The organism is Kitasatospora sp. MMS16-BH015, from assembly GCF_002943525.1.
Taxonomy (GTDB): Bacteria; Actinomycetota; Actinomycetes; order Streptomycetales; family Streptomycetaceae; genus Kitasatospora.
In genome coordinates this window covers 540,719-563,709 of the sequence record NZ_CP025394.1, presented here as the reverse complement: position 1 = coordinate 563,709, position 22,991 = coordinate 540,719, and the positions used below count along the sequence as shown (strand labels likewise).

Genomic DNA, 22,991 nt, shown 5'->3' with positions numbered 1-22,991 from the left:
GCCCGATGAGTGACGCCACCCCCACCGCCTACGACGCCGTGGCCGTGCGGTACGCGGAGCTGTTCGCCGACAGCCTGCGGGAGCGGCCGGTGGAGCGGGCGCTGCTCGCGGCCTTCGCCGAGCAGGTGCGGGCCGGGGGCGGTGGCGAGGTGGCGGACCTCGGGTGCGGGCCGGGGTACGTGACGGCCCGGCTGGCCGAGCTGGGGCTGCGGGCGTTCGGGGTGGACGGCTCGGCGGAGATGATCCGGCTGGCCCGGGCCGCGTACCCGCAGCTGCGGTTCGAGCGGGGGTCGCTGCGGGCGCTCGACCTGGCGGACGGGGTGCTGGGCGGGGTGCTGTCGCGGTACTCGATCATCCACTTCGCGCCCGCCGAGGTGCCGGCGGTGCTCGCCGAGTTCGCCCGGGTGCTGGCGCCCGGCGGGCGGCTGCTGATCAGCTGCTTCACCACCGAGGAGCCGGGGATCGAGACCCAGCCGTACGACCACTCGGTGGTGACGGCGTACCGCTGGTCGCCCGACCGGCTGGCGGAGCTGCTGCGCGCGGTCGGGCTGCGGGAGGCGGCCCGGCTGATCGCCGAGCCGGGGCCCGCCGACAAGCGGCAGTTCCGGGAGGTGCAGCTGCTGGCGGTGAAGGACGGGGGTCGCTGAAGCAGGCTCCCCCGAGTAGCAGGGGGAGGGGGCCTCAGGGGAGGGCCTCGGAGAGGCGGAGGAAGCGGCGGCCGGCCGCCAGCAGGGGTGGCAGGGCGGCTGCCAGGCCGGGGGCGGTGCCGCTGCCCGGGTGGTTGAAGTGGCCGATGACGATGGCGCCGGGCGGGGCGGCGGCGAGTTCCCGGCTGACCTGGGCGGCGGTATAGGTGGCCCCGGCGTCGGCGTTCACGGAGAAGCCGGCCACCCGTTGGCCCAGGTCGGCGACCACCTGGGTGGCGATCTCGTCGTAGTGGGCGGTGCCGGAGCGGAAGAACCGCGGCGGCCGGCCGAGCAGCCCGGTGAGCTTGGCGGCGTTGCCGGCGACCTCCTGGTACGCCTCGCTCAGGTCGCGGGTGCCGGCGATGCCGTAGGCCGAGCGGCCGGTGACCGAGAGCGGGCGGTGCAGGGTGCCGTGGTTGCCGATCTCGAACAGCGGGTCGGCCGCGAGGCGGGCGAAGACCTCCGGGTTGGCGTCGATCCACCGGGCGTTGAGGAAGAGCGTGGCCGGGACGCCGTGCTCGCGCAGCAGGTCGATCAGCGCGGCGTCGTACCCGGACCCGCCGGGCCCGCCGCAGGCGTCGAAGGTGAGCGCCGTCCCGGTGGCTCCGTCCGGCAGCGCGGAGACCACCCCCGTGACGGCGGTGCCCCACTCGGTGGGCACCGCGCCCTGGTGCCGGGCGATCACCTCGGCCTCGGTGGGCAGCACCGGGGTGGGGCGCGCGGAGGGCGAGGCCGAGGGGGAGGGCGTCACCGCGGGGGACGGGGTCCCGGGCGGAGCTGGGACGGAGGAACCGCAGGCGGTCAGGGCGGTGGCGGCCGAGGCCAGCAGCGTCCGTCGGCTGAGCATGCGGCCGGGGCCGGGACGCTGCGCAGTGATCCTCATATCTCCCTATGAACCGACGGAACGTCAGGTTTTGCAACGCCGGATCTCTTGACGGAGCGTGCACGGCATGAGCACTCTTGCTCGAAGCTGCGCGAAGCATTGATTAAAGCGCAGATTTGATCATAAGCACTCAGTCGGGAGCATCCACATGAGATGGCAGCAGCGGGTCACAGGGGTCTGTACGGCGGCCGTGCTGGCGCTGGCACCGGCCGTGACCATCGGCAGCACGGCCGCCGTCGCCGACCCGGTGGCGGCGAACACCAGCACCCCGGTCGGGGTCAAGCCGATGATGGGGTTCAACGACTGGGCACGGTTCACCTGCGCGGCGCAGGCGCGCCTCGACGGCACCACGGCCGGGTACTCCTTCCAGCAGTTCATGGAGGACCAGGCCAAGGCGATGAAGGACACCGGCCTGGTCGCCGCCGGATACACCAACCTCACGGTGGACGACTGCTGGATGCAGCGCACCAGCGCCGGCTACCTGCACGGCGCGGCGACCTGGGGCGGCAGCAGCCAGCCCGGCTTCGACTGGGAGCTCACCGACTACGCGAACTACCTGCACGGCCTCGGCATGCAGGCGGGCGTCTACAGCACCTCCGGCGTCAACACCTGCCAGGGCGTGCCCGGCGGGGTGATGGGCCACGAGCAGGTGGACGCCAACTCGCTGGCGTACTGGGGCGTCGACTCGCTCAAGCTCGACAACTGCGGGACGACCGACGCCAACCGGCGCCAGGAGTTCACCGCCACCGCCAACGCGCTGAACACGGCCACCGCGAACTCCACCCGCAAGATCCTCTTCAACGAGTCCGCCCCCGCCGGGTACGGGCCGGACAGCGCGACGAAGTACGACACCCAGGAGTGGGTCCGCGGCCTCGGCCAGATGTGGCGGGTCAGCCCCGACATCCAGGTCTGGCACGCCAACCAGCCGAACAGCGGCTGGGATTGGCAGCACGGCGGCGACTACTACGAGGGCGGGGTGCTGCAGAACTTCGAGGACACCGTCGCGCTGGCCCGCTACAACGGCGCCGGCAACCACAACGACGCCGACATGCTGCTGATCGGCGACAACAACCAGCTCAGCCCGGCCGAGCAGCGCAGCCAGTTCGCGCTCTGGTCCGCGATGGGCTCCCCGCTGATGATCAGTACCGACGTGCGGAAGATGGCCGCCGACCCGACCGCCTACGCCCCGCAGTTGAGCATCCTGAAGAACGCTGACATCATCGCGGTGGACCAGGACACCACCGCCGGCGGCTACCTCGCCACCCGGGACGGGGCCGGCACCACCGCCGGCACCGAGACGGTGGTCAAGCCGCTGGCCGACGGCTCGCGGGCCGTGGTGGTGGTCAACAAGAACGCCACCGCCACCAACTTCACTCTCGACCTCTCCCGGCTCGGCTTTACCGACGCCGGCTGCGCCCACACGGTCAAGGACCTGTGGAGTCACGCCAGTTCGCAGGTGACCGGCTCGCTCACCACCGCCATCGGCGCGCACGACAACGTGATGTACACCGTGGCCCCCGGCAACTGCGGCGCCGCGCTGCCCACCGGCCAGATCCAGGCCGCGCAGCCCGGCTTCCAGGCGTACGCCTACTGCCTGGACGCGTACAACGGCGCCACCAACGGCACCACGGTGGGCCTCTGGGACTGCCACAGCGGCAGCAACCAGCAGTGGCAGCGCCAGGCCGACGGGCGGATCAGCTCGCTCGCCGCGCCCGGGCTCTGCATCTCCGGCGAGTCCACCGGCCTGAAGCTGCGCACCTGCAACGGAGCCGACGCCAAGCAGCTCTGGACCTACACCCTGGGCGGCCAGCTCAAGGCGGGCGGGGTCTGCGCCGACATCGCCGGCGGTTCGCTGAACAACAAGGCCAAGCCGGTGGCCACCTACACCTGTGGCAGCCACCAGCCCAACCAGACCTGGAGCGCGCCGTTCGCGACTCCGCCCGCCTCCTGACGACTCAGGCGGCCGAGACGGGCGGAGACGGGTGGAGCTGAGCCCCCCGTGGGGCGCCGACCTGGTGGATCGTCAGGTCGGCGCCCCCGGGCGTCAGAAGACGAAGACGTCGCCGGTCTTCTTCGCCAGGGCGGAGGGGTTGGTGAAGTCCTGTGACCAGTTCACCGCGGTGTTGCCCCAGTGGCCGGTGGCCGAGGCGGTGACCGGCGCGACCTGGGCCGTCGGCAGCCAGCTGGGGTGCACGTTGAGCTGGGTGAAGTCACCGTTCACCGCGGCCAGTTCCTGGCAGGCCGCGGTGGGGTCGGTGACGGTGCCGTTGCCGTCCAGGTAGGTCTGGCCGTAGACGTCGATCCCGCGGACGCAGTTGAGCGAGGCCGTGGTGGTGGTGCCGTCGGCCCCGGTCTTGGCGAGCTGTAGCGAGCCCAGCAGCACGGGCGTGCTCACGCGTTCGGCGCTCGCCTGCGCCACTCCGGTGGAGAGGAGCAGGGCGGCCGCGCCGGCGACGAAGGTGCCGGCCGTGATCGTGATCTTGCGCATGGTGATGCCTTTCGTGAGGTCGCCGTACGCTCGTGGCAGGCGACTTGACGAGGGGGAGCCCCCAGCCCGGTGGATCCACCGTGGGGTGCGTAGGCACACTATGCGGATCTTGAGTCCGTTGATCAGCCCCCGGCATACAAGAGATCATGAACAGCTGATGAACCGTCAGATGACGTGCTCACCTCACAAGGGCTCCCGATTCGCCAGCTCGGCCCGCATCCGCTTGCGGTCCGGCTTGCCGACCGGGGTCAGCGGGATCTCCTCGACCAGGTGGAGGGCGTCTGGGGCGTAGATCCGGCCTCGACGAGCCGTCACGAAGGCTCGCAGGGAGGATAGTTCGGGGTGCAGGCCGGGGGTGGGGACGACGGCGACGTGGACGTGCTCCACCTCCTGGTCGTCCCGCACGCCGAAGACCGCGCAGCGGGCGACGGCCGGGTGGGTGAGCAGCAGCTCCTCGACCTCGGTCGGGTAGACGTGGCCGCCGACCACGATCACCAGGTCCTTGGCCCGGTCGGCCAGGTAGAGGTAGCCCTCCTGGTCGAAGTAGCCGAGGTCGCCGGTGTCGAGCCAACCACCCCGCAGCACCTGGGCGGTGAGCTCCGGCTGCTTCCAGTACCCGGCCATCAGGCCGCCGGAGCGCACGTGCACCGCCCCGTGCTCGCCGGTGGGCAGCGGGCGGCCGTCCTCGGCCCGGATCTCCACCTCCACGCCGGGGGAGGGGCGGCCGACCGGCACCGGGTCGCCGGGTTTGATCCGGTCGTGCTCCGGCGGGGAGAGCAGGGAGATCACCTGGGCCTCGGACATCCCGTAGGCGCCGACCAGGACCGGGCCGAACGCCCCGATCGCCTCCCGGATCCGGGCGGGCGAGGCCGCGCAGCCGCCGTAGACCAGGTGGCGCAGGCTGGAGAGGTCGGTGCGGCCGATCGCCGGGTGGTCGAGCAGCTGGTGGAGCAGCGGCGGCAGCGTCCAGAGGAAGGTGATCCGCTCGCGCTCGACGGCGGCCAGCACCTCGCCGGGGTCGAAGGAGCGCTGGAGCACCACCGTGCCGCCGTGGTGGAGCGTCAGGTCGGCGAAGACGCCGGCCATGTGGGCCAGCGGGGTGGCGACCAGGAACCGGGCGTCGCCGCCGAAGCCGAGGTCGAGGTCGAAGGCGCGGCGGTAGGGCCCGTGCAGGCTGAGCACGCCCTTGGGGATGCCGGTGGTGCCGCCGGTGTGCCGGATGCCGATGTCGTCCTCGGGCAGGATCTCGACGGCGGGCGGGGTGGCCGGCCGGTGCGCGGCGGCGGCCGTCACGTCCGGCCCGATGCCCGCCGGGCCGGGGCCCAGGGTGAGCACGGTCGGCACCTCGATCAGCGGGAGCAACTCGGCGGCGTCCGCGTACCGTTCGGCGTCCACCAGCAGCACGGTGGTGTCCACGCTGGCCACGATCCGGGCCAGCGAGGGCGCGCTCATGCCGTCGTACAGGTGCACCACCCGGGCGCCCGCCAGCCCGGCGGCGTGGCGGGCGCCGAGCGCCTCGGCGGTGTTGCCGGTGAGCAGGGTGACGGTGTCGCCCCGGCCGACGCCCCGGGCGATCAGCTCGTGCGCGAGCCGGCAGGTGGCGGTGGTGAACTCGAGGGCGGTGATGCCGAGGCCGTCGGCGGTGACGATCACCTGTCGCTCGGGCGTGGCGGCGAGGGACCGGAGGATCAAGGCGGGGGCACTGATGAACTCCGCGTCGGTCATGGGCAGTTCGTTCCCTTCGCACTGGAATGGTGCGACCACGATATATCCCCCGCCGCCGGCCGGGCGCCAGTGGCGCGAATCAATCCACCGTGACGACCAGCTTGCCGAGCGCCGTGCCGGAGGCCATTACCCGGTGGGCCTCGACGATCTCCGCGAAGTCGAACACCCGGGCCGGCTCCGCCCGCAGCCGGCCGGCCGCGATCTTGGCCAGAATGGTGTCGAACGGGATCGCGGTGAGCGGGAACTCCGGCGTGCCGAGGACGAACGCGGAGCCGAAGAAGCTCAGTTGGACGCCGGAGGGCAGATCGGTGAGCGGGTTGAACGCGTCGACCGGCGCGAGCCCGCCCAGGAAGCCGAGCTGGCAGACCCGGCCGCGCGGGCGGACGGTGGCCAGCGAATCGCGCAGCACGCTGTTGCCCACGATGTCGAGCACCGCGTCCACGGCGAGCCCCAGCTCCCGCACCTGCGAGGCCAGCTGCCCGTCGTCCACCAGCACCCGGTCGGCGCCGAACTCCCGCAGCAGCCCGGCCCGGGCGGCGTCGCGGGTGGTGGCCAGCACGGTGGCGCCGTGGTCGCGGGCCAAGTCGACGGCCGCCCGGCCCAGCGAGGAGGTGGCGCCCCGGACCAGCACCGTCTCGCCGGGGCGGAGCGCGAGATTGCCGTGCAGCGCACTCCAGGCGGTCGCGTAGACCTCCGGGACGGCGGCCAACTCGGCCCAGGAAAGGGTGGTCTGGACCGGCAGCACGTTGCTCGCGGGCACGGTGACCTGCTCGGCGTAGCTGCCGTTCCTGGTCCGCCCCATCCCGCCGAGCAGGGCCACCACGGCCGTGCCGGCCGCGAGCCGCCCGCTCGGGTCCTGCAGCACCTCGCCGGCGCACTCGATCCCGGTGACCTCGGCCACCTCGCCCCAGGCCCCGCTGCGCAGGTAGGTCTCGGCGTGGTTGAGGCCGAACGCGCGGACGCGGACCAGGACTTCACCCTCGGCCGGGTGCGGGTCGGGCAGCTCGGTGTGGGTGAGCACCTCGGGGCCGCCGGGGGAGGAGATGACGATGGCGCGCATGGTGGCTGTCTCCGTTCGCGAAGGACGTTCTCGGATGGTTCGCGGGTCGTTCTTGAATGGTCGTTCATTTATGGGGCCGAAAAAACGGCCGCCACGCGGTGTGGCGGCCCGCAGGGGGCGGAAGGGTCAGTGCAGCCCGGCGAAGGCGTTGTCGACGATGGCCCGCAGCACGGTCTCGTCCGGATTGGCCTTCCCGACCACCATCAGCCCCTGGGCGGTGGCGACCAGGAGCCGGGCCGAACCGGCCGGGTCGAGCCCCTCCCGCACCTCGCCGCGCCGCTGCGCGGTGCGCAGGGCGCGGGTCATGCGGTCTTCCAGTCGGGCCAGGTGGCCACGGACCACGGCGGCGGCCTCGTCGTCCTCGGCGGCGTCCTCGATCGCGGTGTTGACCAGCAGGCAGCCCTGCCGGCCCTCGGGGCTGGTCAGATCGCGGACCAGGCCGTCGAAGTACCCGCGCACCTCGGCGACCGAGGCGGCGGGGGAGTCGAGCTCGCCGAGCTTCTGCGGGACGATCAGCTTCGAGTAGCGCTCCAGCGACTTGAGGAAGAGCGCCCGCTTGCCGCCGGGGAAGGCGCTGTAGATGCTCCCCGGCTTGACCCCCGTGGCCTTCACCAGGTCTTCGATGGAGGTGGCCCGGTAGCCGCGCTCCCAGAAGCGCCGCATGGCCGCCTCCAGGACCTGCTCCGGCTCGAACTCCCGTGGTCGTGGCATGCCCCGACTGTAGCTGAACGGTCATTCAAGAACCAGGGGTTTCCGGAGCGGGGCCGGGGGAGGCGGGCCGGATCAGCGCCCGCGCTTCGGCTTGCCGCCGCCGGTGCGCTTCTGGGTGCCGCCCCGACCGCCGGCGCCGGGGCGGGGCTTGCCCTGGGTGCGCTGGCCGGAGCCGCCCTTGCCGGGCTGGGGCTTGCCGGCCTGGGGCTTGCGGGGTTGGGCGGCCTTCTTGGGGGCGGCCTTCGGGGTCTCGGCGGGCTGGGCGCCCCGGCCGCGGGAGCTGTTGGCGGTGCGGCCGCGGACGATGCCGATGAACTCCTCGACCAGCTCGGTGGTCTGCTCCTGCGGCCAGGCCAGCGCGACCTGGGACTGCGGGGCCTCGACCATCGGGCGGAAGGTGAGGTCGCGGCGGTGGTGCAGCCGGGCCAGCGACTGCGGCACCAGCAGCACGCCGACGTTGGCCGCGACCAGCTCGATCGCGTCGCCGGTGGTGGCCGGGCGCTCGAAGGCCGGGCGGCCGGGCAGGCCGGCCGACCAGTCCAGGCTGTCGTCCAGCGGGTGGAAGACCACCTCGTCGGAGAGGTCGTCCAGGGTGACCTCCTCGGCGGCGGCCAGCCAGTGGTCCTTGGGGATGACCACCACGGTGGTCTCGGTGTAGAGGGGGATGGCGCTGAGCACGTCCCGGTCGACCGGCAGCCGGACCAGCCCGGCGTCCGCCGTGCCCTGGTGCAGGGCCGGCTCGGCCTCGCCGACGGCCACCGCGCTCAGCGCGAGCGGTACGTCCGGGAGTCGCTCGCCCCAGACCCGGGTCCACTTGCCGGGCGTCACGCCCGGGACGTACACGAGCCGGAAGTCCGGGTTCACCTGCATCTCTGTCACGGGCCAAGGCTACCGACCGTGGCGGGGAGCGCCCGCCCACTCCCTTACCCTTGTCACCATGACCTCGCTCAAGCAGAAGACCAGCCAGACCATGAAGCCCGCCACCGCGGCCAAGAAGCTCGGGATCTACCTCGACGCGGCGCCCGCCGGCTTCCGGGAGGGCCTGGTCTCCCGCGAGGAGCTCAACGCGCTGCAGGCCGAGCCGCCGCAGTGGCTCCAGGACCTGCGCCAGAACGGCCCGCACCCGCGCCCGGTGGTCGCCGCCAAGCTCGGCGTCTCCATCTCCGGCCTGGCCCGGGGCGGCGTGAGCGAGGCGCTCACCACCGAGGAGATCGAGGCGCTCAAGCAGGAGAACCCGCTCTGGCTTCAGCACGAGCGCGCCAACCAGGTGGACGTCCGCAAGGAGGCCGTGCGGATCAAGGAGAAGCAGGAGAAGGACGCCGCCGCCAAGGCCGCGAAGGCCGCCAAGGGCGCCTGATCCGGGCTGCCCCGCTTCGCGGACGGATGGTCAGTTCCGGTCGGGATACGGCCAATACCGGACTGCGGCCCGGGCTTTACCTTCCACTCTTCTAATCTGATCGGCGGCCCGGCCTGACGGCACGTCAGGCCTCCTGCTGATCAGAGTCAGAGGTGGAACACCTGTGCTGAGAAGCTCGCGTCCGCCACGCGCCCTGCTGGGCGCCACCCTCGCCGTCGCCCTGCTCCTGCTGGCGCCGGGCGGCTTGGCCGCCCGAGCCGCCGACGGCCCGGCGCCCGCGCCGTCCACGCTGGTCAAGAGCGTGCAGGACGTCACCCACCCCGGGGCGGCCGCCGCCGACCACGGGGACACCGTCGGCTGGACGGTGAACTACACGAACGGCGCGGCGGGCGGCGCCGCCGCCCCGGCCACCGTCACCGACCGGATCGTCGGCGCCGGCACCGCGCAGAGCTACGTCCCCGGCTCGCTGCACGTCCCGCCCGGGTGGACGCCGTCCTGGTCCACCGACGGATCCACCTTCACCGGCACCGACCAGGGCGCGGCCACCACGGCCGTCCGGGCCGACAACCCGGTGGCCCGGGCCGGCGGCACCGGTGTGTCGGCCCCGCTGCTCGCCCCGGTGCAGGCCGCGGCCCAGGCCACCGGCGGGGACGGGTTCACGCCCGTGCTGTACCGGACGGCCGCCGGCGAGGTGCAGTCCTGGAGCATCTACCACCACGCCGCGATCGGCGCCCCGCAGCTGGTCTGCAACAGCCTCTCCACCGGTCAGCTCTGCGCCGGCGGCCCCTGGCCGCGCCCGCTGAACACGGCGGCCGGCCCGCTCGGCACCGGCCGGACCGGGGACATCGGCAGCCCGCTGACCCCGCAGTACGTCTTCGACCCGCAGCAGCCGAACCTGCTCTACTACCCGGCCGTCACCACCGGCTCGGTCGGCGTCGGCTGCCTCGACCTGGCGGCCCAGGCCAACTGCGGGTACACCGCGCTGGCGCCCACCGGCACCTCGCCCAGCAGCGCCAACAGCCTGGCCGGCCTGGTCAAGGCCGGCGGCAGCGTCTACGGGGTGGCCACCACCGGGCAGGTGCTCTGCCTGACCCTGGCCACCCGCCAGCCCTGCGCCGGGCAGCCGTACGCGCCGGTGGTCGCGCCCAACCACGACCTGCCGAGCACCCCGACCGCGCTCTACCTGGGCGGGCTCATCGTGGTGGGGGAGAAGGTCTTCGCCTCCTCCTCGCCGCAGACCTCCGGCTCGACGGTGACCGGCCCGCCGGTGCTCGGCTGCTTCGACACCGCCGCCAACACCACCTGCGCGGGCTGGGACACCCCGCACCCCGCCGGGCCGAACGCGGGCTACTACACCTACGACGCCTTCGCCTCGTACAGCACCGCCGGGCAGCCCGACGGGGTCTGCACCAGCACCGTGGGCGGCGCCAACGTGCTGACCACCTGCTACGGCCTGGACGGCTCGGCGCACGCCGCGCCCGGCACGCTGGCCGCGCTGGCCGGCAACGTGCTGACCTTCAACCCCGAGACGGTCACCGCAGGGGGTGCGACCCGAAGCTACTTCCCCGCCTGGGGCGGCAGCGTGCCCGGGGCGACGCTCTGCCACGACTGGACGGCGAACGCGCCCTGCGCCGGCTTCCCGCTGCCGGCCGGCCACCCCGGCGTGAACGGCGGGGCCACCCGCGACTACGGCTACTCCTACGACGCCACCACCCGCTGCCTGATCGGCCTCGGCGACGGCGGCGTGGTCTTCTCGCTCGACCCGGCCACCGCCGCCAGCCCCTGCGTGCACAGCGGGGCCACCGTCACGCTCAAGCCCGGCGACTTCTACTGCGACGGCGCCGCCGGCCACGTCCAGCAGTACGGCAAGGCCCGGCTGACCGACCTCGACCTCTCCCACGTCGACCTGGCGGCCTCGCACGTCCTGGTCACCGACGCCGACGGCACCCCGGTGCTCGCCCCGGCGCTCGGCGCCGACGGCACGGTGGACCTGGCCTCCCTCAACGCCACCGCACACCCCGCGGTGACCGTCACCGTGCAGCTGGTGCTCACCGGCACCGGCGACTTCACCAGCACCAACCACCCCGCGCTGGTGGCCGAATTCCAGGGCGACGCACCGCAGTTCTGCTTCCGCACGGTGGTGACCGCCGACTGCGCGACCACCCAGCTGACCAACACCGCGACCGGCACCGACGCCACCGGCGCGCTCACCTCCAACACCGTCACCACCGCCGTCGCCCCCGGCACCGGCTGCCGGCCGAACGTCACCGTGGAGAAGGAGATCTGCGGCTCGGGCAACTGGCACGACTGCGCCCCCGGCGGCCCGGGCCCCTGGGCCAAGACCAGCCCGGTCGGGCTGCTCGGCCTGCTGGGCACCGCGCACTGGCGGATCACCGTGACCAACGCGGGCCCGGTGGACGCGGCGAACGTCACCGTGAACGACGCCGTCACCCCCGGCTGCCGACAGGCCGCCGGCAGCTTCAGCCTGGCGAGCGGTGCCAGCCGCCAGGTCTACTGCGACTCCTTCCTGCTGGCGCTGCCGCTGAAGAACACCGCCTCGGCCAGCTTCGTGGCGGCCGGCGCTCCCGCCGGCACGCCGCCGAGCACCAGCGCGCCCTCCGCGGCGGTGGCCTGCTCGCTGCTCTGCATCCTGGCGGTGCCCGACAAGAACTGACCGCGCGCCGTTGCGCCGCCCCCGGTTCGGTTTCGGCCGAGCCGGGGGCGGCTGGCATGATCGGGCTCATGGTTGAACGACTGATCGCGGCCTGTGACGGAGCGGCGAAGGGCAACCCCGGTCCGGCGGGCTGGGCGTACGTGGTGGCGGATGGCACCGCCGCCCCGCAGCGCTGGGCGGCCGGGGCACTGGGGCACAGCACCAACAACGTCGGGGAGCTGACTGCGCTGGAGCGGCTGCTGGCCGCCACCGACCCCGGGGTGCCGCTGGAGGTGCGCCTGGACAGCACCTACACCCGGGACGCCGTCACCAAGTGGCTGGCCGGCTGGAAGCGGAACGGCTGGAAGACCGCCGCCGGCAAGCCGGTGGCCAACCAGGAGCTGATCCGCAGCATCGACGGCCTGCTGGAGGGCCGCGAGGTGACCTTCGTCTACGTCCCGGCGCACCAGGTGGACGGCGACCCGCTGAACGCCATCGCCGACAAGGCCGCCAGCGACGCGGCCCGCACCCAGCAGGACGCGGCCGGCACCGCCGCCGACCTGCCCGAGCCCGACCCGGCGAGCACGAGCACCGCCAAGCCGCGCCGGACGGCCCCCGCCAAGAGCGCGGCCAAGACCGGCGGCGGCACGACCGGCGGCGGCAAGAGCGCTGGCGGCAAGAGTGGTGGCCGCACCCTGGCGGCCCGCTTCCCGGGCACCTGCCCGTGCGGCCAGGCCTACCCCAAGGGCGCGACCATCACCAAGGTCGGCGCGGGCTGGGGCCACCCGGAGTGCGTGGCGGCCCACTGAGGGAAGGCTTCCCGTTCTTGCCCGGGCGACGTTCGGCTTGCTCCGCCTGCCTCAACGGCTTTGGCCGCCGCAGGTTCGCTGATAGGCCAGGCCGGGCAGGAAGCGGGCCCACTTCTCGGCGGACAGTCCTCCGCCAGCCCGGGCACAGGCTGCCGAGCGGGCTTGGTCGCGCAAAGAGTTGAAGACGCTGAGATCGTTGAGGTCGACGCTCTGGTCTGCGGACCCGGTCAGGAGGGTCCTCCCGTCCGGAGTGAGCGCGACCGAGGTGGTCGCGTCGCCGCGCTGGCCCAAACCAGCCAGGGCATAGGGCTGCGCTGGTGTGGTGACGTCCCAGATGATGGTGGATTGGTCGGAGCTCCCGGAGACCAGAGTGTGGTCATCGGGGCTGAACGCCAGACCTTTGACCCAGCCCCGGTGGTTGGTGAGCGGGAGCCCCACCTGATGTGCCAGTGCTGGGACTGAGGTGTCCCAGAGCATGACGGTGGCATCCTTGCTGCCGGTCGCCAACGTGCGCCCGTCGTGGCTGAAGGTCAGCGCGACGACGGCGTCCGTGTGACCGTTGAGAGTCTTCAGGTAGCGCGGAGCGGCTGGGTTACGGGTGTCCCAGAGGACCACACTCGAGTCTGTGCTTCCCGTGACCATGGTGCCTCCGTCAGCGGTGAACGCCACGGCGTCGACTGGGTACCGCTGCCGGGCGAGAGGCTGCCCCAGCTCTTGGGTGAGAGAAGGTTCGCTGGTGTCCCAGAGCATGGCGGTGCCGTCGGCGCCTACCGTTGCGAGGATGTCTCCCGTGCTGCGGAACGCGAGGCCGTAGACACCACCGAAGTTGGCGGTGAACCGCGTGATCGGGATTGGTTTTTTCGGGTCGGAGGTGTTCCAGAGGACCACGCTCGCATCCTGGCTTCCGGTTGCCAGCAGGCGTCCGTTGGCGCTGAAGGCGATGGTGTCCACCGCACGGGTATGACCGGCCAGACCACTGGCGATCTCGGTCGGGTGGAGCCGGTCGCCGATGTCCCACAGTGAGATTGTGCCGTCGGCCTCCCCACTGGCCAGCGTCCGCCTGTCCGGGCTGAGCGTGATCGCGTTCACCGCACGGCCTGGGGTAGGGAGATGCGCCAGGAGGGGAAAGCGTGCTCCAGGGCCGTTGCGATTCCAGAGGATCACCGTATTGTCCGCGCTGCCGGTGGCGACCAGATCCATTTGATGACCCTGCTGATCCGGCTGGGAGCTGAAAGCGACGGCGGATGACCAACTCGACCCGCCTGCTGTCCCTGTAGCCGCGGTCTGGCGTGGTCGCGACGGATCGGTGACGTCCCAGGTGCTCGTGGTGTGGTCGGCCGCGCCGACGTCGAGCCGGTCGGCCGAGAAAGCCAGTGCGTAGACCGGAGCCGTCGAGCCCCAGGCAGGGAGTCGGCTGAGCACGCGAGGTCTGCGCGGATCGCGGACATCCCAGAGAAAGACCGCACTCCCGGCACTCGCAGTGCTGCCGGCGCCGGCCAGGGTGCGCCCATCGGGTAAGAAGAGGAGCGCATCCCATCCCGAAGAAGCCTCGAACGGTGGTCCGAGCTGGTGAGGTTGCGCGGAATCGTCGAGGTCCCACAGCACCACGGTGGCGTCCGTGCTGCCGGCAGCCAGCAGACGGCCATCGGATCGGCAGCTGATCGTCGTCACCGAGCCGGTGTGGCCCGGCAGGGTGGAGCGCAAGTGGGGCGTCCGGGGATGGATCAAGTCCCAGAGTCTCACCGTCGCGTCTCCTGAGCCGACAGCCAGGGTGCGCCCGTCAGGGCTGAAGGTGACTGCGAATATTCCCTTGCTGCCCGTCGACAGGGTGGAGAGGTGCAGCGGACTGCCGGGGGTGCTGATGTCCCACAACACGATCGAGTCGTCTGCGCCTCCGATAGCCATGATGTGTCCATCAGGGCTGAATGCGGGCGCGAACACTCCGTGCGCGTCGGCGGAGAGCGGTGTGCCCGTCTGCTGTGGGTGGTTGGGGTCGCTGGTGTCCCAGAGGAGGACGGTGCCGTCCTGACTGGCGGTCGCCAAGAGCCGACCTCCGGGCGCGAACCCCAGATGGGAGACCGTGGCCTGGTGGCCGGCCAGAGTGCTGCTGTAGGGCGTGATCAGGGTCCTCAGCAGGTTGGCGCTGCTCTGTGGGCTGTGGTCCAACTGATCTGCTGCAATACCGAGTTGCAAGGCCAACTGGGGTGAGTTGCCCCGAGCGGAGTCTGCTTGGCCGAACAATGCCCACGCGGAGGCGATGTGCTGGTGCCGTAGCGCCTCCTGCTGTGCACGTACGGCGAGGCTGGCAGCGGTCAGCGAGACCACCAGCAGCAGGACCAATGCCGTCACCACGGCAGTACCCAAGCGCCGGAACCGTCGGTCCGCGCGCAGGCTCGCGGCAAGGAACTCCCGGGCGAGCTGCCCCGGGCGGCTGTCGATTCCGGCCGAGGCGATGGATCCCTCGTGGCCTGGCCGTTCCGTCAGATCCCGGGCGAGCTCGAGTGCAGCGCCCCGGTACAGCCCGCCGGAGTCACGACCCGTATGATCCCAAGCCTCGGCAGCCTCCACAAGCCTCTGCTCCACCAACAGATCGGCTCGGCTGGTCTCGATCCACCCCCGCAGTCTCGGCCAGGCACGCAGTAGCGCCTCGTGGGCGAGCTGGGCGGTGCCGCCGTCCAGGGTGATCAGCCGCGCCTTCGCCAGCGCGTCGCGTGCGATGGCGATGGCGTTCTGCTCGGCTGGCGCGCGTTCGGTCAACAGGCTGGAAAGGCGGAGGCGGCGCCGAGTGTCCTCGCTGTTCTCACCTATCCGGACCATACGCAGTAGTAACAGCTTGGCAGCGCTCTGGGCGTCCGGGGCCAAGGCACTGTAGGTGAGCTCTGCCTGCTTGGTGACTGCGTCCCAGATGCCGCCAGTGGCGCTATAGCCTGCCATGGTGAGAGTTCGACCGGTGCGACGGCCCCAGGTGAGCCACAGGGCGTAGGCAAGCAGTGGGAGAGCGCCTGCCGAGAAGTCGCCACCGACGGAGGCTGCGCCGGCCCGCAGGTCGCGCAGCAGGGTGTCAGCCAGGTGCTCCTCCAAGACGAGGCCGGCGTACTCCGCAGGCTTCTCGATCGCCTCGCGAAGCTGGTCGAGGGTCATAGGCGGAACGGGGATTTGGCGGTCCTGCAGGGTGCGGGCGAGGCCGGGATAGGCCAGGCAGTGAGCGTAGAAGTCCGCCCTGATGCTGAGGACGACGAGGGGCGGCGTGCTGGTGTGGCCGGTCACCGTCCGGTCCGCTGCGGCGCACAACGCGGTGATGAAGGCGTGACGCTCCTTGTCGTCCTGACAGGCTGTGAAAACCTCTTCGAACTGGTCCACGACCAGGAGCAGTGGGCTGTGGCGGACCTTCGGTCTGACGCCCAGTTGATGCAGGGTGTGGTGCAGCAGAGTCGCCGAGCTTGACGGATCTGTGCGCAACTGGTCGAGGACGGTGGCCCGGGGGAGATCGGTGAGGTTGGCCAACTGGGTGGCGAGGGCAGCCAAGGGGCGCTCGCCGGGGGTGAGGAAGAGCTGGGTCCAGCTGCCGACTGCGTTGGTGCGAAAGTCACCACGGCGGACAGCAGGTAGCAGGCCGGCTCGCAGCAGTGAGGACTTCCCCGCGCCGGAGAGTCCGACCAGTGCGACGGGGCCGCCAACCCGGGACCACAGGGCCAGCTTGCCGAGCAGTTCGGCGGTCAGCTCGGCACGGCCGAAGAAGAACTGTGTGTCGTCGGCGGTGAATGGTTGCAGGCCGGGGTACGGACAGAGCGGTTCTCCAGGTGAGTCGGCCGGCGGCGGGTGGCCGACCGGATTCGTGGCGGGCCGTGCCGCCTGGGGGTTGAGGGCAAGAACCAGGTCGGCGGCGCGACCACTGAGTTGGCGCTCCGGAGCAGGTATGCCGAGCAGGGGCAGGGTGCGGCGCAGGTAGCGGTAGGTCGCTTCCAGGGTCAGGGCCGGAGGCCCGCCCGGCTCGCCCTCGCGCAGGAAGCGGAGGAACTCCCCGGTGAACGCTGTGTAAGGCTGCCCCTCCGGGGCCAAGGCCTGTTCGTCCCGTGAGGCCGAGGCGAGCAGGTAGGTGCCGCTGAGGGAGGCCAGCGCAAATCCGTCGCTGGCCGCGTTGCCGAACGAGCCGTGGGCACGCCCGGCAAAACAGCAGTCGAGCACCACGATGATCGAGCGGGCCCGGCAGCCGCTGAACGCTTCCCTCAGGGCTTGATAGGGCAGCGCTTTGAACGCCAGGCCTTCGACCGGGTCGTCGGTGGCGGCGGTTGCTAGGTAGAGCTCGTTGCCCGGGCTGACCAGGCCGTGTCCGACGTAGTAGACCAACAGTACGTCCTCGTCCTGCTGCGCCACCTCCACCACGGCGTTGCCGAAGGTGATCGGGTCCTGCGGGTCGATCAGCGGAGGGAGCAAGTTCTCCGGCCGCAAACCACAGATCTCCAGCAGCACCCTGCCGATCTCGCGGACGGTGGCAGGTACCGCCGGCACGTCCGGCAGCAGGGAGCCGGGTGCGTGTTGTCCTGTGCCGACGAGTAGGACGCGTGATCCGGGTGCGTCGAGCGCGGTGAGCGGTGGCCGGCCGACGGAGTCAGGCGTCGTCGTCACGGGTGAAAGAATCAGAGAGGTCGAGGGACAGCTGTCGGACCTGTGCCGCATCCAAGCCGCCGACGTGAGTCGCACTGAGCTCAGTGGCCGTGCCGTCAGGGCGCGTCACCTTGAGCGTCACAGTGCCGCGCCTGCGGCGGATCCATGAGATCAGCACGCTCGCGACGGCTGTCGCCACACCGCCGGGGCCGAGTAAGACCGTGAGTGTCTCGGTTACGGTGCCCAGCGTGCCCGGGGCGGGCCGCACTCGTTCCAGTTCCAACCGGCCCCGTAGTGCCTCTTCCTCGGTGAGCCACTGTCGCAGCGACCGTAGGTCGTCGCCGCAGCCCCCATCGACCCGGATCGATAACCGTGCCTGCATGGCCACTTCCCGCTCTCCCATGGACCTGACACGAACCGCTGACATCCTGACACGGGCTCACGGGTGATGGCAGGGATAGTGGAGAACCCTCCGGGGTGCGGTGTGGCGGGGCGCCTCGGAGTGGCCGGGCCAAAAGTGGTTGACGTGCTCGTGTGGGAGCGGGAAAGATCCACTCGCTTTGTGGCCAACCGTCAACTGCAAGGAAAAGAGCCCAGATGAGTACCGGATCCCTCGGTCGGCAGGAGGTCAGAGCTACGGAAGGCGAGACTCCGGGCCGGTGGGGCGGGGCGATGGTGCTGGCCTCCTGCCTGGGGTTCTTCCTGATCAACCTGGACGCGACGATCGTGAACGTGGCGCTGCCCGCGATCGGGCAGGGGCTGCACGCCGGGCTGTCGGGCCTGCAGTGGGTGGTGGCCGGCTACACGCTGGCCTTCGCCGGGTTGCTGCTCTCGGCGGGCACGGTCTCGGACCGGATCGGGGCCGACCGGCTCTTCGGGTACGGGCTGCTGGGGTTCGCGGCGGCCTCGGCGGCGTGCGGGCTGGCGGACGGGGTGGTGTCCCTGGTGGCCGCGCGGGTGGCCCAAGGGGCCGCCGCCGCAGCGGTGTTGCCCTCCTCGCTGGCGCTGCTGCGGCAGTCGGTGCCGGACTCGGCGGTGCGGACCAGGGCGATCGCGCTCTGGGCGGCCGGCGGGGGAGCCGCGCTCTCGGCCGGGCCGATCGCCGGCGGGCTGCTGACCTCGGCGCTCGGCTGGCGGGCGATCTTCTTCGTCAACGTGCCGTTCGGGCTGCTCGCCGTGGTCGGGTTGGCCCGGGCCGGGCGGTCGGTGCCGCAGCGCCGCTCCTTCGACCCGGCCGGGCAGGTCTCGGCGGTGCTGGCGCTGACCGGGTTCACCTTCGCCCTGATCGAGCTCGGGCCGGCGGGGGCCCGGTCGCCGCTGGTGGTCGGGCCGCTGCTGGTCTCGTTCGCCGCGCTGTTCTGGTTCCGCTGGGCCGAATCGCGGGCGCGGGCACCGATGGTGGACCTGCGGGAGTTGCGCTCGCGGGTGTTCGTCTCCTGCCTGGCCACCGGGTTCGCGCTGAACTTCTCCTTCTACGGCATCCTGTTCGTCTTCTCGCTGATCTTCCAGCAGGACCGCGGCTGGTCGCCGATCCGCACCGGCCTCTCCTTCCTGCCGATGACGGTGCTGGTGCTGGCCGCCAACCTGCTGGCCGGCCGGCTGACCCGCACGGTCGGGCCGCGCCTGCCCATGGCGGGAGCCCAACTCCTCTCCGCCACGGGCTTCCTGGGCATCGCGCTGGTCGGCCTGGACGGCCCGGCCTGGCTGCTGCTGCCGGCCACCCTGCCGATCGGGATCGGCGGCGGCCTGGCCTCCCCGCCGATGATGACGGCGCTGCTGGAGGCCGTTCCGGCCGAGCGGGCGGGGGTGGTCTCGGGCCTGCTCAGCGCCTGCCGGCAGGCGGGCGGGGCGCTCGGCGTCACCCTCTTCGGGCTGCTGATCTCCGCCGCCGGCTTCGGCCTGGCCACCGGCCTGCGGCTGTCGGCGGTGGCGGCGGGCGGGCTGCTGGTGCTGGCGGCGGTGGCCTCGTACCGGTGGGTGCCGGGGGCCGCCCGACGAGGGGCGGCCCCGCCGGTGCCGAGTGTCAGGCGTCCTTGAGCTTGTTCTGGAAGACCGAGTAGTCGATGACGTTGTCGGCCGGGGGCGCCTGGACGGTGACCGGCTTGTCGAAGTCGCTGAGGTCCATGTGGTTGGCCTGGGGGCTGTCGGCCTTCTCGATCCGGACCAGGAAGGGCTTGCCCTCGGCGGCGATCTGCAGGGTGCTGCGGTCGCCGTCGGCTCCGGTGGCGGTGAGGCTGAAGGTCTTGTAGCCGTTGGTGGTGCCGGCGCTGCCCTTGGCGTAGGTGGACGGGGTGTCGTCCTCCTTGGTGATGCCCTCGACCACGTTGCACACCTCGGCGGTCTGGGTGACGACCTTGTCGTTGGGGCCGCCGGTGAGGTAGCGCCCCTTGAGCAGTTCGGCGAGCTGGGGGGCGATCTTCGCATTGCCCTGCTGGGTGGCCATGGCCGTCCAGAAGGCGGTGTCCGGCTTGAGCCAGATCTGGGTGTTGGTGCGCAGGATCTCGACCTGCCCCATCTTCGGGACGCTGACCGTGCCGGCGCAGTTGCCCTTCCGGTCCGCGACGAGGCTGAGCGAGGTGGTCTCACCCTCGTCGGTGACGGTGCCGACGACCTTGACCGAGCTCAGGGCCGCCGTCGCGGCGCGGGCCTGCTTGGCGATCTCCCCGGCGCTGAGGGTGTCCACGGCCAAGGCGGCGGGGGTGGGGGAGCTGGTGGCCGAGGCGGAGGCCGTGGCCGAGGCGGAGGCCGTGGCCGTGCCGGCGGCCTTGGGGGCCGGCTTCGTCTCGCCGCCGCACGCGGTGGCGGTGGTCGCCAGGGCGGCGCAGAGGAGGGCGGTGGCGGCGAGGCGCTTGGAGGGCATGGCTGGGGTCCTTCGGGCGGTGGTCGGAGCGGTGGTCCGCGCCCCGGAACGGGGCTGCGGCGACCGCCTGAGCATAGCCGAGGACTTTGCCAGGTTTTGACCTTCATTCCGTCTGGGACAAGGATCGTCCGTATTCGTACGTCGTTCGTGGCGGAGTCGTGATGTTCAGCCCTGGGCGGTGGGGCGGACGACGATCTCGCCGACCTCGACCCCGGCCGGCTGCTCGATCGCGTACCCGATGGCGGCGGCCACGGCGGCGGGCGGCATGGCGAGCTGCTCGCGTTGGCGGATCAGTGCCGCCGCCACCTCCGGGTCGGCGCCCTTGCCGACGCCCTCGGTGTCGGTGAAGCCGGGGGAGACCAGGGTGACCCGCAGGTGCGGCCCCGCCTCCTGGCGCAGGCCCTCCATGAGCACCTTGACCGCCGTCTTGGTGGCCGCGTACACGCCCTGCGGCGACTTCACCACGTGCGCGGCGGTGGAGCCGACGGTGACGAACTGCCCCGAGCCCTGGCGGCGGAAGACCGGCAGGGCGGCCCCGATCCCGTTGAGCAGCCCGGTGACGTGGGTGGCCACCATGGCGTCCCAGTCGTCCTGGCGCAGCTCGTCGAAGGGTGAGACGGCCATCGTGCCCGCGTTGGAGACCAGCACGTCGAGCCGGCCGTACCGCTCGACGGCGGTGTCGGTGAGCCGGTGGAGATCGGCCCGGCGGGTCACGTCGACCGGGAGGGCGGTGGCCGTGCCGCCCGCGGCGGCGATCCGCGCCACCAGGGCGTCGAGCCGGTCGGTGCGGCGGGCGCCGAGGAGGAGGGTGGCGCCGCGTTCGGCCAGGTGGAGCGCGGTGGCTTCGCCGATCCCGCTGCTCGCGCCGGTAACGGCGACGACTTTGCCCTGGATGCCTGTCATGGTCGGTCCCTCCCGAGGATAAAGTGGGGGAGTCCCCACTTGCCCTCGACGCTAAGTGGGGAAGCCCCCACTTGGCAATTCCCCGCGAGACGAAGACGGTGAGCACCGATGACCGAGCAGCCGCCCCCGACGCCGTCGGCCGAGCAGCCGCCCCGCCCGCTGCGGGCCGACGCGCAGCGCAACCGGACGAAGATCCTCGCCGCCGCCGCGCGGGCCTTCGCCGAGGAGGGGCTGGAGGCCGGGCTGGAGGGGATCGCCAAGGCGGCCGGGGTGGGCAGCGCCACGCTCTACCGCAACTTCCCCACCCGGGAGGCGCTGGTGGAGGCGGTCTACCGTGCCGAGGTGGTCCGGCTCTGCGAGGCCGCTCCCGCACTGCTGGCCGAGCTCCCGGCGGAGGACGCGCTGCGCGCCTGGGCCCGGCTCTTCCTCGACTACGTCACCACCAAGCACGGCATGATCGACGCGCTGCGGGCGATCGCCGCCACCGGCGCGGATCCCTACGGGCACAGCCGCGAGCTGATCGGGGCCGCGCTCACCACTCTGATGGCGGCCTGCGCGGCGGCCGGTGCGATCCGTACCGACCTCGGGCCCGCCGATCTCTTCGCCGCCCTCGAGGGCATCGCCCGCACCTCGGCGGGCCCCGAACTCCGGCCGCAGGCCGAGCGGTTGCTCACCCTCGTGCTGGACGGCCTGGCGGTGCGGTGACCCTCAGTACTCGCCCTTGATCACGAAGAACGAGCCCCGGATCTCGCCGGCCAGCTTCGACTTCTGCCGGGCGAACTTGAACTTCGCGGCCAGCTCCTCGGGCACCTCCATGCCCTCGGAGAGCTTGAACCCCACCGCGCGCTTGGCCCCGTCCTCGATCCCGTACATCACGTTCACCGCCAGGCCCGAGCAGTAGAAGACGTAGGCCATCCGGTAGCCGCCCGCCTCGAAGGCGGTGGCTTCCAGGGCGGGCGAGGCGATGGTGATGTCCCGCTCCTCGGCCAGCACCCGGCCGACGTACTCGACCACCTCGGCCGCCTCGGCGGCCGGCCGGACGGTGAAGGTGTGGTCGTACTTGTTCTTGAAGTACCGCGCCTCGTTGGCCCGCAGCCCCGCGAGCCGCTCGGCGACCGGGGAGGACTCCAGACCGACGGTGGACACCTTCTCGAAATCGACGACGTAGCTCACGAGGTCCTCCTGTACCGAACTTCCCGGCGCCGGCTCCCCCGGCGACGTGTCCCACGCTACGGGCCGCCCGGCAGCCCGGCTTCTTCGATCCTGATCGATCGGGGAAGCCGCCCGTCCCCGTAGCGGCCGAGCCGCTCACCTGGTCGGGCCGCCCCGGGTGTCGGTGCGCCCGGGGTGGGGTGGACTGGCCCGGGGGGTTTCGGTGCACGGTGTGCGGGCCGGCGGTCCGTACCGGACAGAGGATGCGTCTCGATGTCGAAGAAGCCCAGTATCGTCTTCGCCCACGGCCTGTGGGCCGACGGGTCCTGCTTCAGCAAGGTGATCCCGACGCTCCAGCGGGAGGGGCACGAGGTGATCTCCGCGCAGAACTCCCTGGACTCGCTGGCGGGCGAGGTCGACGCCGTGCACCGCGCCCTGGCGCGGGTGAGCGGCCCGGCGATCCTGGTCGGGCACTCCTGGGGCGGGTTCGTGATCACGGCGGCCGGTACCCACGAGAAGGTGGCCGGGCTGGTCTACCTCGCCGCACTCAGCCCGGAGGCCGGCCAGAGCGCGCAGGAGCTGATCGGCTCCTTCCCGCAGCCCGAGGTGTTCGCGCACCTGGAGGAGCAGGACGGGCGGGTCTGGATCGCCCGTGACGGCATCTCCTACTTCTGCGGCGACCTCTCCCCGGCGGACCAGCAGCTGGTCTGGGCCACCCAGGGGGCCCCGCGCGGCGAGCTGCTCGCCGAGACCACCGAGGACCCGGCCTGGAAGTCCAAGCCCTCCTGGTACCTCCTCACCACCCAGGACCAGGCCGTCCATCCGGATCTGCAGCGCTTCGTCGCCGAGCGGATGGGAGCCACCACCGTGGAGGTGGAGAGCAGCCACGTCCCGATGCTCTCCCACCCCGAGACCGTGATCGAGCTGATCCGCCGGGCCGCCGCCGCGGTGGCCGCCGGGTAGGGCCGGCCCGGCGCGCCGGCGGACACGCCCTGCGGCGGCCTAATCGGGCCGTTCCGGGCAGGGGGCTCCGTTCAATGATCGGGTGTCGACGACCTCCGGAACGAAACGATTCTTCAGATGGGCCCAGGTCTGGGTG

At 72.0% G+C, this 22,991-nt stretch carries 19 protein-coding genes; 8 read left to right on the top strand and 11 right to left on the bottom strand.

All coding sequences use genetic code 11. The features are described 5' to 3' along the window. The first annotated feature begins 5 nt into the window (after positions 1–5). The gene (locus CFP65_RS02495) at positions 6–647 is read left to right on the top strand and encodes a class I SAM-dependent methyltransferase (RefSeq protein ID WP_104814534.1); all 642 of its coding nucleotides are present in this window, start codon (positions 6–8) and stop codon (positions 645–647) included. Between the two features lie 34 nt (positions 648–681). On the opposite strand, the gene CFP65_RS02490 is transcribed toward CFP65_RS02495, so the two are convergent. Then, positions 682–1,569 carry a polysaccharide deacetylase family protein gene (locus CFP65_RS02490; protein WP_254552183.1) on the bottom strand — a complete coding sequence of 296 codons (888 nt, stop codon included), beginning with the start codon at positions 1,567–1,569 and terminating at the stop codon, positions 682–684. Between the two features lie 148 nt (positions 1,570–1,717). Here CFP65_RS02490 and CFP65_RS02485 point away from each other — a divergent pair, with 148 nt between their 5' ends. After that, on the top strand, positions 1,718–3,520 hold the full coding sequence (locus CFP65_RS02485) for a ricin-type beta-trefoil lectin domain protein (RefSeq protein WP_104814532.1): 1,803 nt from the start codon (positions 1,718–1,720) through the stop codon (positions 3,518–3,520). A gap of 93 nt (positions 3,521–3,613) precedes the next feature. On the opposite strand, the gene CFP65_RS02480 is transcribed toward CFP65_RS02485, so the two are convergent. The 5 genes from CFP65_RS02480 to CFP65_RS02460 all read right to left on the bottom strand — a co-directional run bounded on the left by CFP65_RS02480 (position 3,614) and on the right by CFP65_RS02460 (position 8,432). Beyond that, positions 3,614–4,057: an SSI family serine proteinase inhibitor gene (locus CFP65_RS02480; protein WP_104814531.1), complete on the bottom strand. Its 444-nt coding sequence runs from the start codon at positions 4,055–4,057 to the stop codon at positions 3,614–3,616. 183 nt (positions 4,058–4,240) lie between these two features. Beyond that, the gene (locus CFP65_RS02475; protein ID WP_104814530.1) at positions 4,241–5,782 is read right to left on the bottom strand and encodes an AMP-binding protein; all 1,542 of its coding nucleotides are present in this window, start codon (positions 5,780–5,782) and stop codon (positions 4,241–4,243) included. Between the two features lie 79 nt (positions 5,783–5,861). Next, positions 5,862–6,842: a zinc-binding dehydrogenase gene (locus CFP65_RS02470; RefSeq protein WP_104814529.1), complete on the bottom strand. Its 981-nt coding sequence runs from the start codon at positions 6,840–6,842 to the stop codon at positions 5,862–5,864. Between the two features lie 126 nt (positions 6,843–6,968). Continuing rightward, entirely contained in the window at positions 6,969–7,553 is a 585-nt protein-coding gene (locus CFP65_RS02465; RefSeq protein WP_104814528.1) for a TetR/AcrR family transcriptional regulator, read from the bottom strand. 72 nt (positions 7,554–7,625) lie between these two features. Further along, positions 7,626–8,432, bottom strand: a complete 807-nt coding sequence (locus CFP65_RS02460) for a LysR family substrate-binding domain-containing protein (protein WP_254552182.1) — start codon at positions 8,430–8,432, stop codon at positions 7,626–7,628. Positions 8,433–8,490: 58 nt separating this feature from the next. On the opposite strand from CFP65_RS02460, the gene CFP65_RS02455 reads away from it, so the two are divergent. The 3 genes from CFP65_RS02455 (at position 8,491) to CFP65_RS02445 (ending at position 12,372) form a co-directional block, all read left to right on the top strand. Beyond that, positions 8,491–8,910 carry a DUF5997 family protein gene (locus CFP65_RS02455; protein WP_104814526.1) on the top strand — a complete coding sequence of 140 codons (420 nt, stop codon included), beginning with the start codon at positions 8,491–8,493 and terminating at the stop codon, positions 8,908–8,910. A 163-nt stretch (positions 8,911–9,073) separates the two neighbouring features. Continuing rightward, positions 9,074–11,584 carry a DUF11 domain-containing protein gene (locus tag CFP65_RS02450; protein ID WP_254552181.1) on the top strand — a complete coding sequence of 837 codons (2,511 nt, stop codon included), beginning with the start codon at positions 9,074–9,076 and terminating at the stop codon, positions 11,582–11,584. Between the two features lie 68 nt (positions 11,585–11,652). Next, positions 11,653–12,372: a ribonuclease H gene (locus CFP65_RS02445; protein ID WP_104820596.1), complete on the top strand. Its 720-nt coding sequence runs from the start codon at positions 11,653–11,655 to the stop codon at positions 12,370–12,372. A gap of 51 nt (positions 12,373–12,423) precedes the next feature. On the opposite strand, the gene CFP65_RS02440 is transcribed toward CFP65_RS02445, so the two are convergent. Together CFP65_RS02440 and CFP65_RS02435 are read right to left on the bottom strand one after the other, a co-directional pair. Continuing rightward, a complete protein-coding gene (locus tag CFP65_RS02440; RefSeq protein WP_217368128.1) occupies positions 12,424–16,998 on the bottom strand; it encodes a caspase family protein in 4,575 nt (1,524 codons plus the stop codon). After that, on the bottom strand, positions 16,982–17,359 hold the full coding sequence (locus CFP65_RS02435) for a hypothetical protein (RefSeq protein WP_104820595.1): 378 nt from the start codon (positions 17,357–17,359) through the stop codon (positions 16,982–16,984). Before CFP65_RS02435 ends, CFP65_RS02440 begins: the two co-directional genes overlap by 17 nt. Positions 17,360–17,574: 215 nt before the next feature. On the opposite strand from CFP65_RS02435, the gene CFP65_RS02430 reads away from it, so the two are divergent. Further along, on the top strand, positions 17,575–19,014 hold the full coding sequence (locus tag CFP65_RS02430; RefSeq protein WP_254552180.1) for an MFS transporter: 1,440 nt from the start codon (positions 17,575–17,577) through the stop codon (positions 19,012–19,014). Here CFP65_RS02430 and CFP65_RS02425 read toward each other — a convergent pair. Beyond that, positions 19,001–19,837 carry a hypothetical protein gene (locus CFP65_RS02425; protein WP_104814523.1) on the bottom strand — a complete coding sequence of 279 codons (837 nt, stop codon included), beginning with the start codon at positions 19,835–19,837 and terminating at the stop codon, positions 19,001–19,003. The two genes, CFP65_RS02430 and CFP65_RS02425, sit on opposite strands and share 14 nt — an antisense overlap. A gap of 165 nt (positions 19,838–20,002) precedes the next feature. Then, positions 20,003–20,740, bottom strand: a complete 738-nt coding sequence (locus CFP65_RS02420) for an SDR family oxidoreductase (RefSeq protein ID WP_104814522.1) — start codon at positions 20,738–20,740, stop codon at positions 20,003–20,005. A gap of 108 nt (positions 20,741–20,848) precedes the next feature. On the opposite strand from CFP65_RS02420, the gene CFP65_RS02415 reads away from it, so the two are divergent. Next, positions 20,849–21,445, top strand: coding sequence for a TetR/AcrR family transcriptional regulator (locus CFP65_RS02415; protein ID WP_104814521.1), 597 nt, complete (start codon positions 20,849–20,851; stop codon positions 21,443–21,445). A 3-nt stretch (positions 21,446–21,448) separates the two neighbouring features. On the opposite strand, the gene CFP65_RS02410 is transcribed toward CFP65_RS02415, so the two are convergent. Beyond that, complete coding sequence (locus CFP65_RS02410) at positions 21,449–21,913, bottom strand: phage tail protein (protein WP_104814520.1); 465 nt, start codon at positions 21,911–21,913, stop codon at positions 21,449–21,451. A gap of 252 nt (positions 21,914–22,165) precedes the next feature. Here CFP65_RS02410 and CFP65_RS02405 point away from each other — a divergent pair, with 252 nt between their 5' ends. Next, positions 22,166–22,855: an alpha/beta fold hydrolase gene (locus tag CFP65_RS02405; RefSeq protein WP_104814519.1), complete on the top strand. Its 690-nt coding sequence runs from the start codon at positions 22,166–22,168 to the stop codon at positions 22,853–22,855. Positions 22,856–22,991 lie beyond the last annotated feature (136 nt).

What these genes read in the sequence shown, in the direction of transcription:
- CFP65_RS02475 (WP_104814530.1), bottom strand. Translation starts at nt 5,782, where the DNA reads ATGACCGACGCGGAGTTCATCAGTGCCCCCGCCTTGATCCTCCGGTCC.
- CFP65_RS02420 (WP_104814522.1), bottom strand. Translation starts at nt 20,740, where the DNA reads ATGACAGGCATCCAGGGCAAAGTCGTCGCCGTTACCGGCGCGAGCAGC.
- CFP65_RS02470 (WP_104814529.1), bottom strand. Translation starts at nt 6,842, where the DNA reads ATGCGCGCCATCGTCATCTCCTCCCCCGGCGGCCCCGAGGTGCTCACC.
- CFP65_RS02495 (WP_104814534.1), top strand. Translation starts at nt 6, where the DNA reads ATGAGTGACGCCACCCCCACCGCCTACGACGCCGTGGCCGTGCGGTAC.
- CFP65_RS02430 (WP_254552180.1), top strand. Translation starts at nt 17,575, where the DNA reads ATGAGTACCGGATCCCTCGGTCGGCAGGAGGTCAGAGCTACGGAAGGC.
- CFP65_RS02485 (WP_104814532.1), top strand. Translation starts at nt 1,718, where the DNA reads ATGAGATGGCAGCAGCGGGTCACAGGGGTCTGTACGGCGGCCGTGCTG.
- CFP65_RS02480 (WP_104814531.1), bottom strand. Translation starts at nt 4,057, where the DNA reads ATGCGCAAGATCACGATCACGGCCGGCACCTTCGTCGCCGGCGCGGCC.
- CFP65_RS02445 (WP_104820596.1), top strand. Translation starts at nt 11,653, where the DNA reads ATGGTTGAACGACTGATCGCGGCCTGTGACGGAGCGGCGAAGGGCAAC.
- CFP65_RS02435 (WP_104820595.1), bottom strand. Translation starts at nt 17,359, where the DNA reads ATGCAGGCACGGTTATCGATCCGGGTCGATGGGGGCTGCGGCGACGAC.
- CFP65_RS02425 (WP_104814523.1), bottom strand. Translation starts at nt 19,837, where the DNA reads ATGCCCTCCAAGCGCCTCGCCGCCACCGCCCTCCTCTGCGCCGCCCTG.
- CFP65_RS02455 (WP_104814526.1), top strand. Translation starts at nt 8,491, where the DNA reads ATGACCTCGCTCAAGCAGAAGACCAGCCAGACCATGAAGCCCGCCACC.
- CFP65_RS02415 (WP_104814521.1), top strand. Translation starts at nt 20,849, where the DNA reads ATGACCGAGCAGCCGCCCCCGACGCCGTCGGCCGAGCAGCCGCCCCGC.
- CFP65_RS02405 (WP_104814519.1), top strand. Translation starts at nt 22,166, where the DNA reads ATGTCGAAGAAGCCCAGTATCGTCTTCGCCCACGGCCTGTGGGCCGAC.
- CFP65_RS02490 (WP_254552183.1), bottom strand. Translation starts at nt 1,569, where the DNA reads ATGAGGATCACTGCGCAGCGTCCCGGCCCCGGCCGCATGCTCAGCCGA.
- CFP65_RS02465 (WP_104814528.1), bottom strand. Translation starts at nt 7,553, where the DNA reads ATGCCACGACCACGGGAGTTCGAGCCGGAGCAGGTCCTGGAGGCGGCC.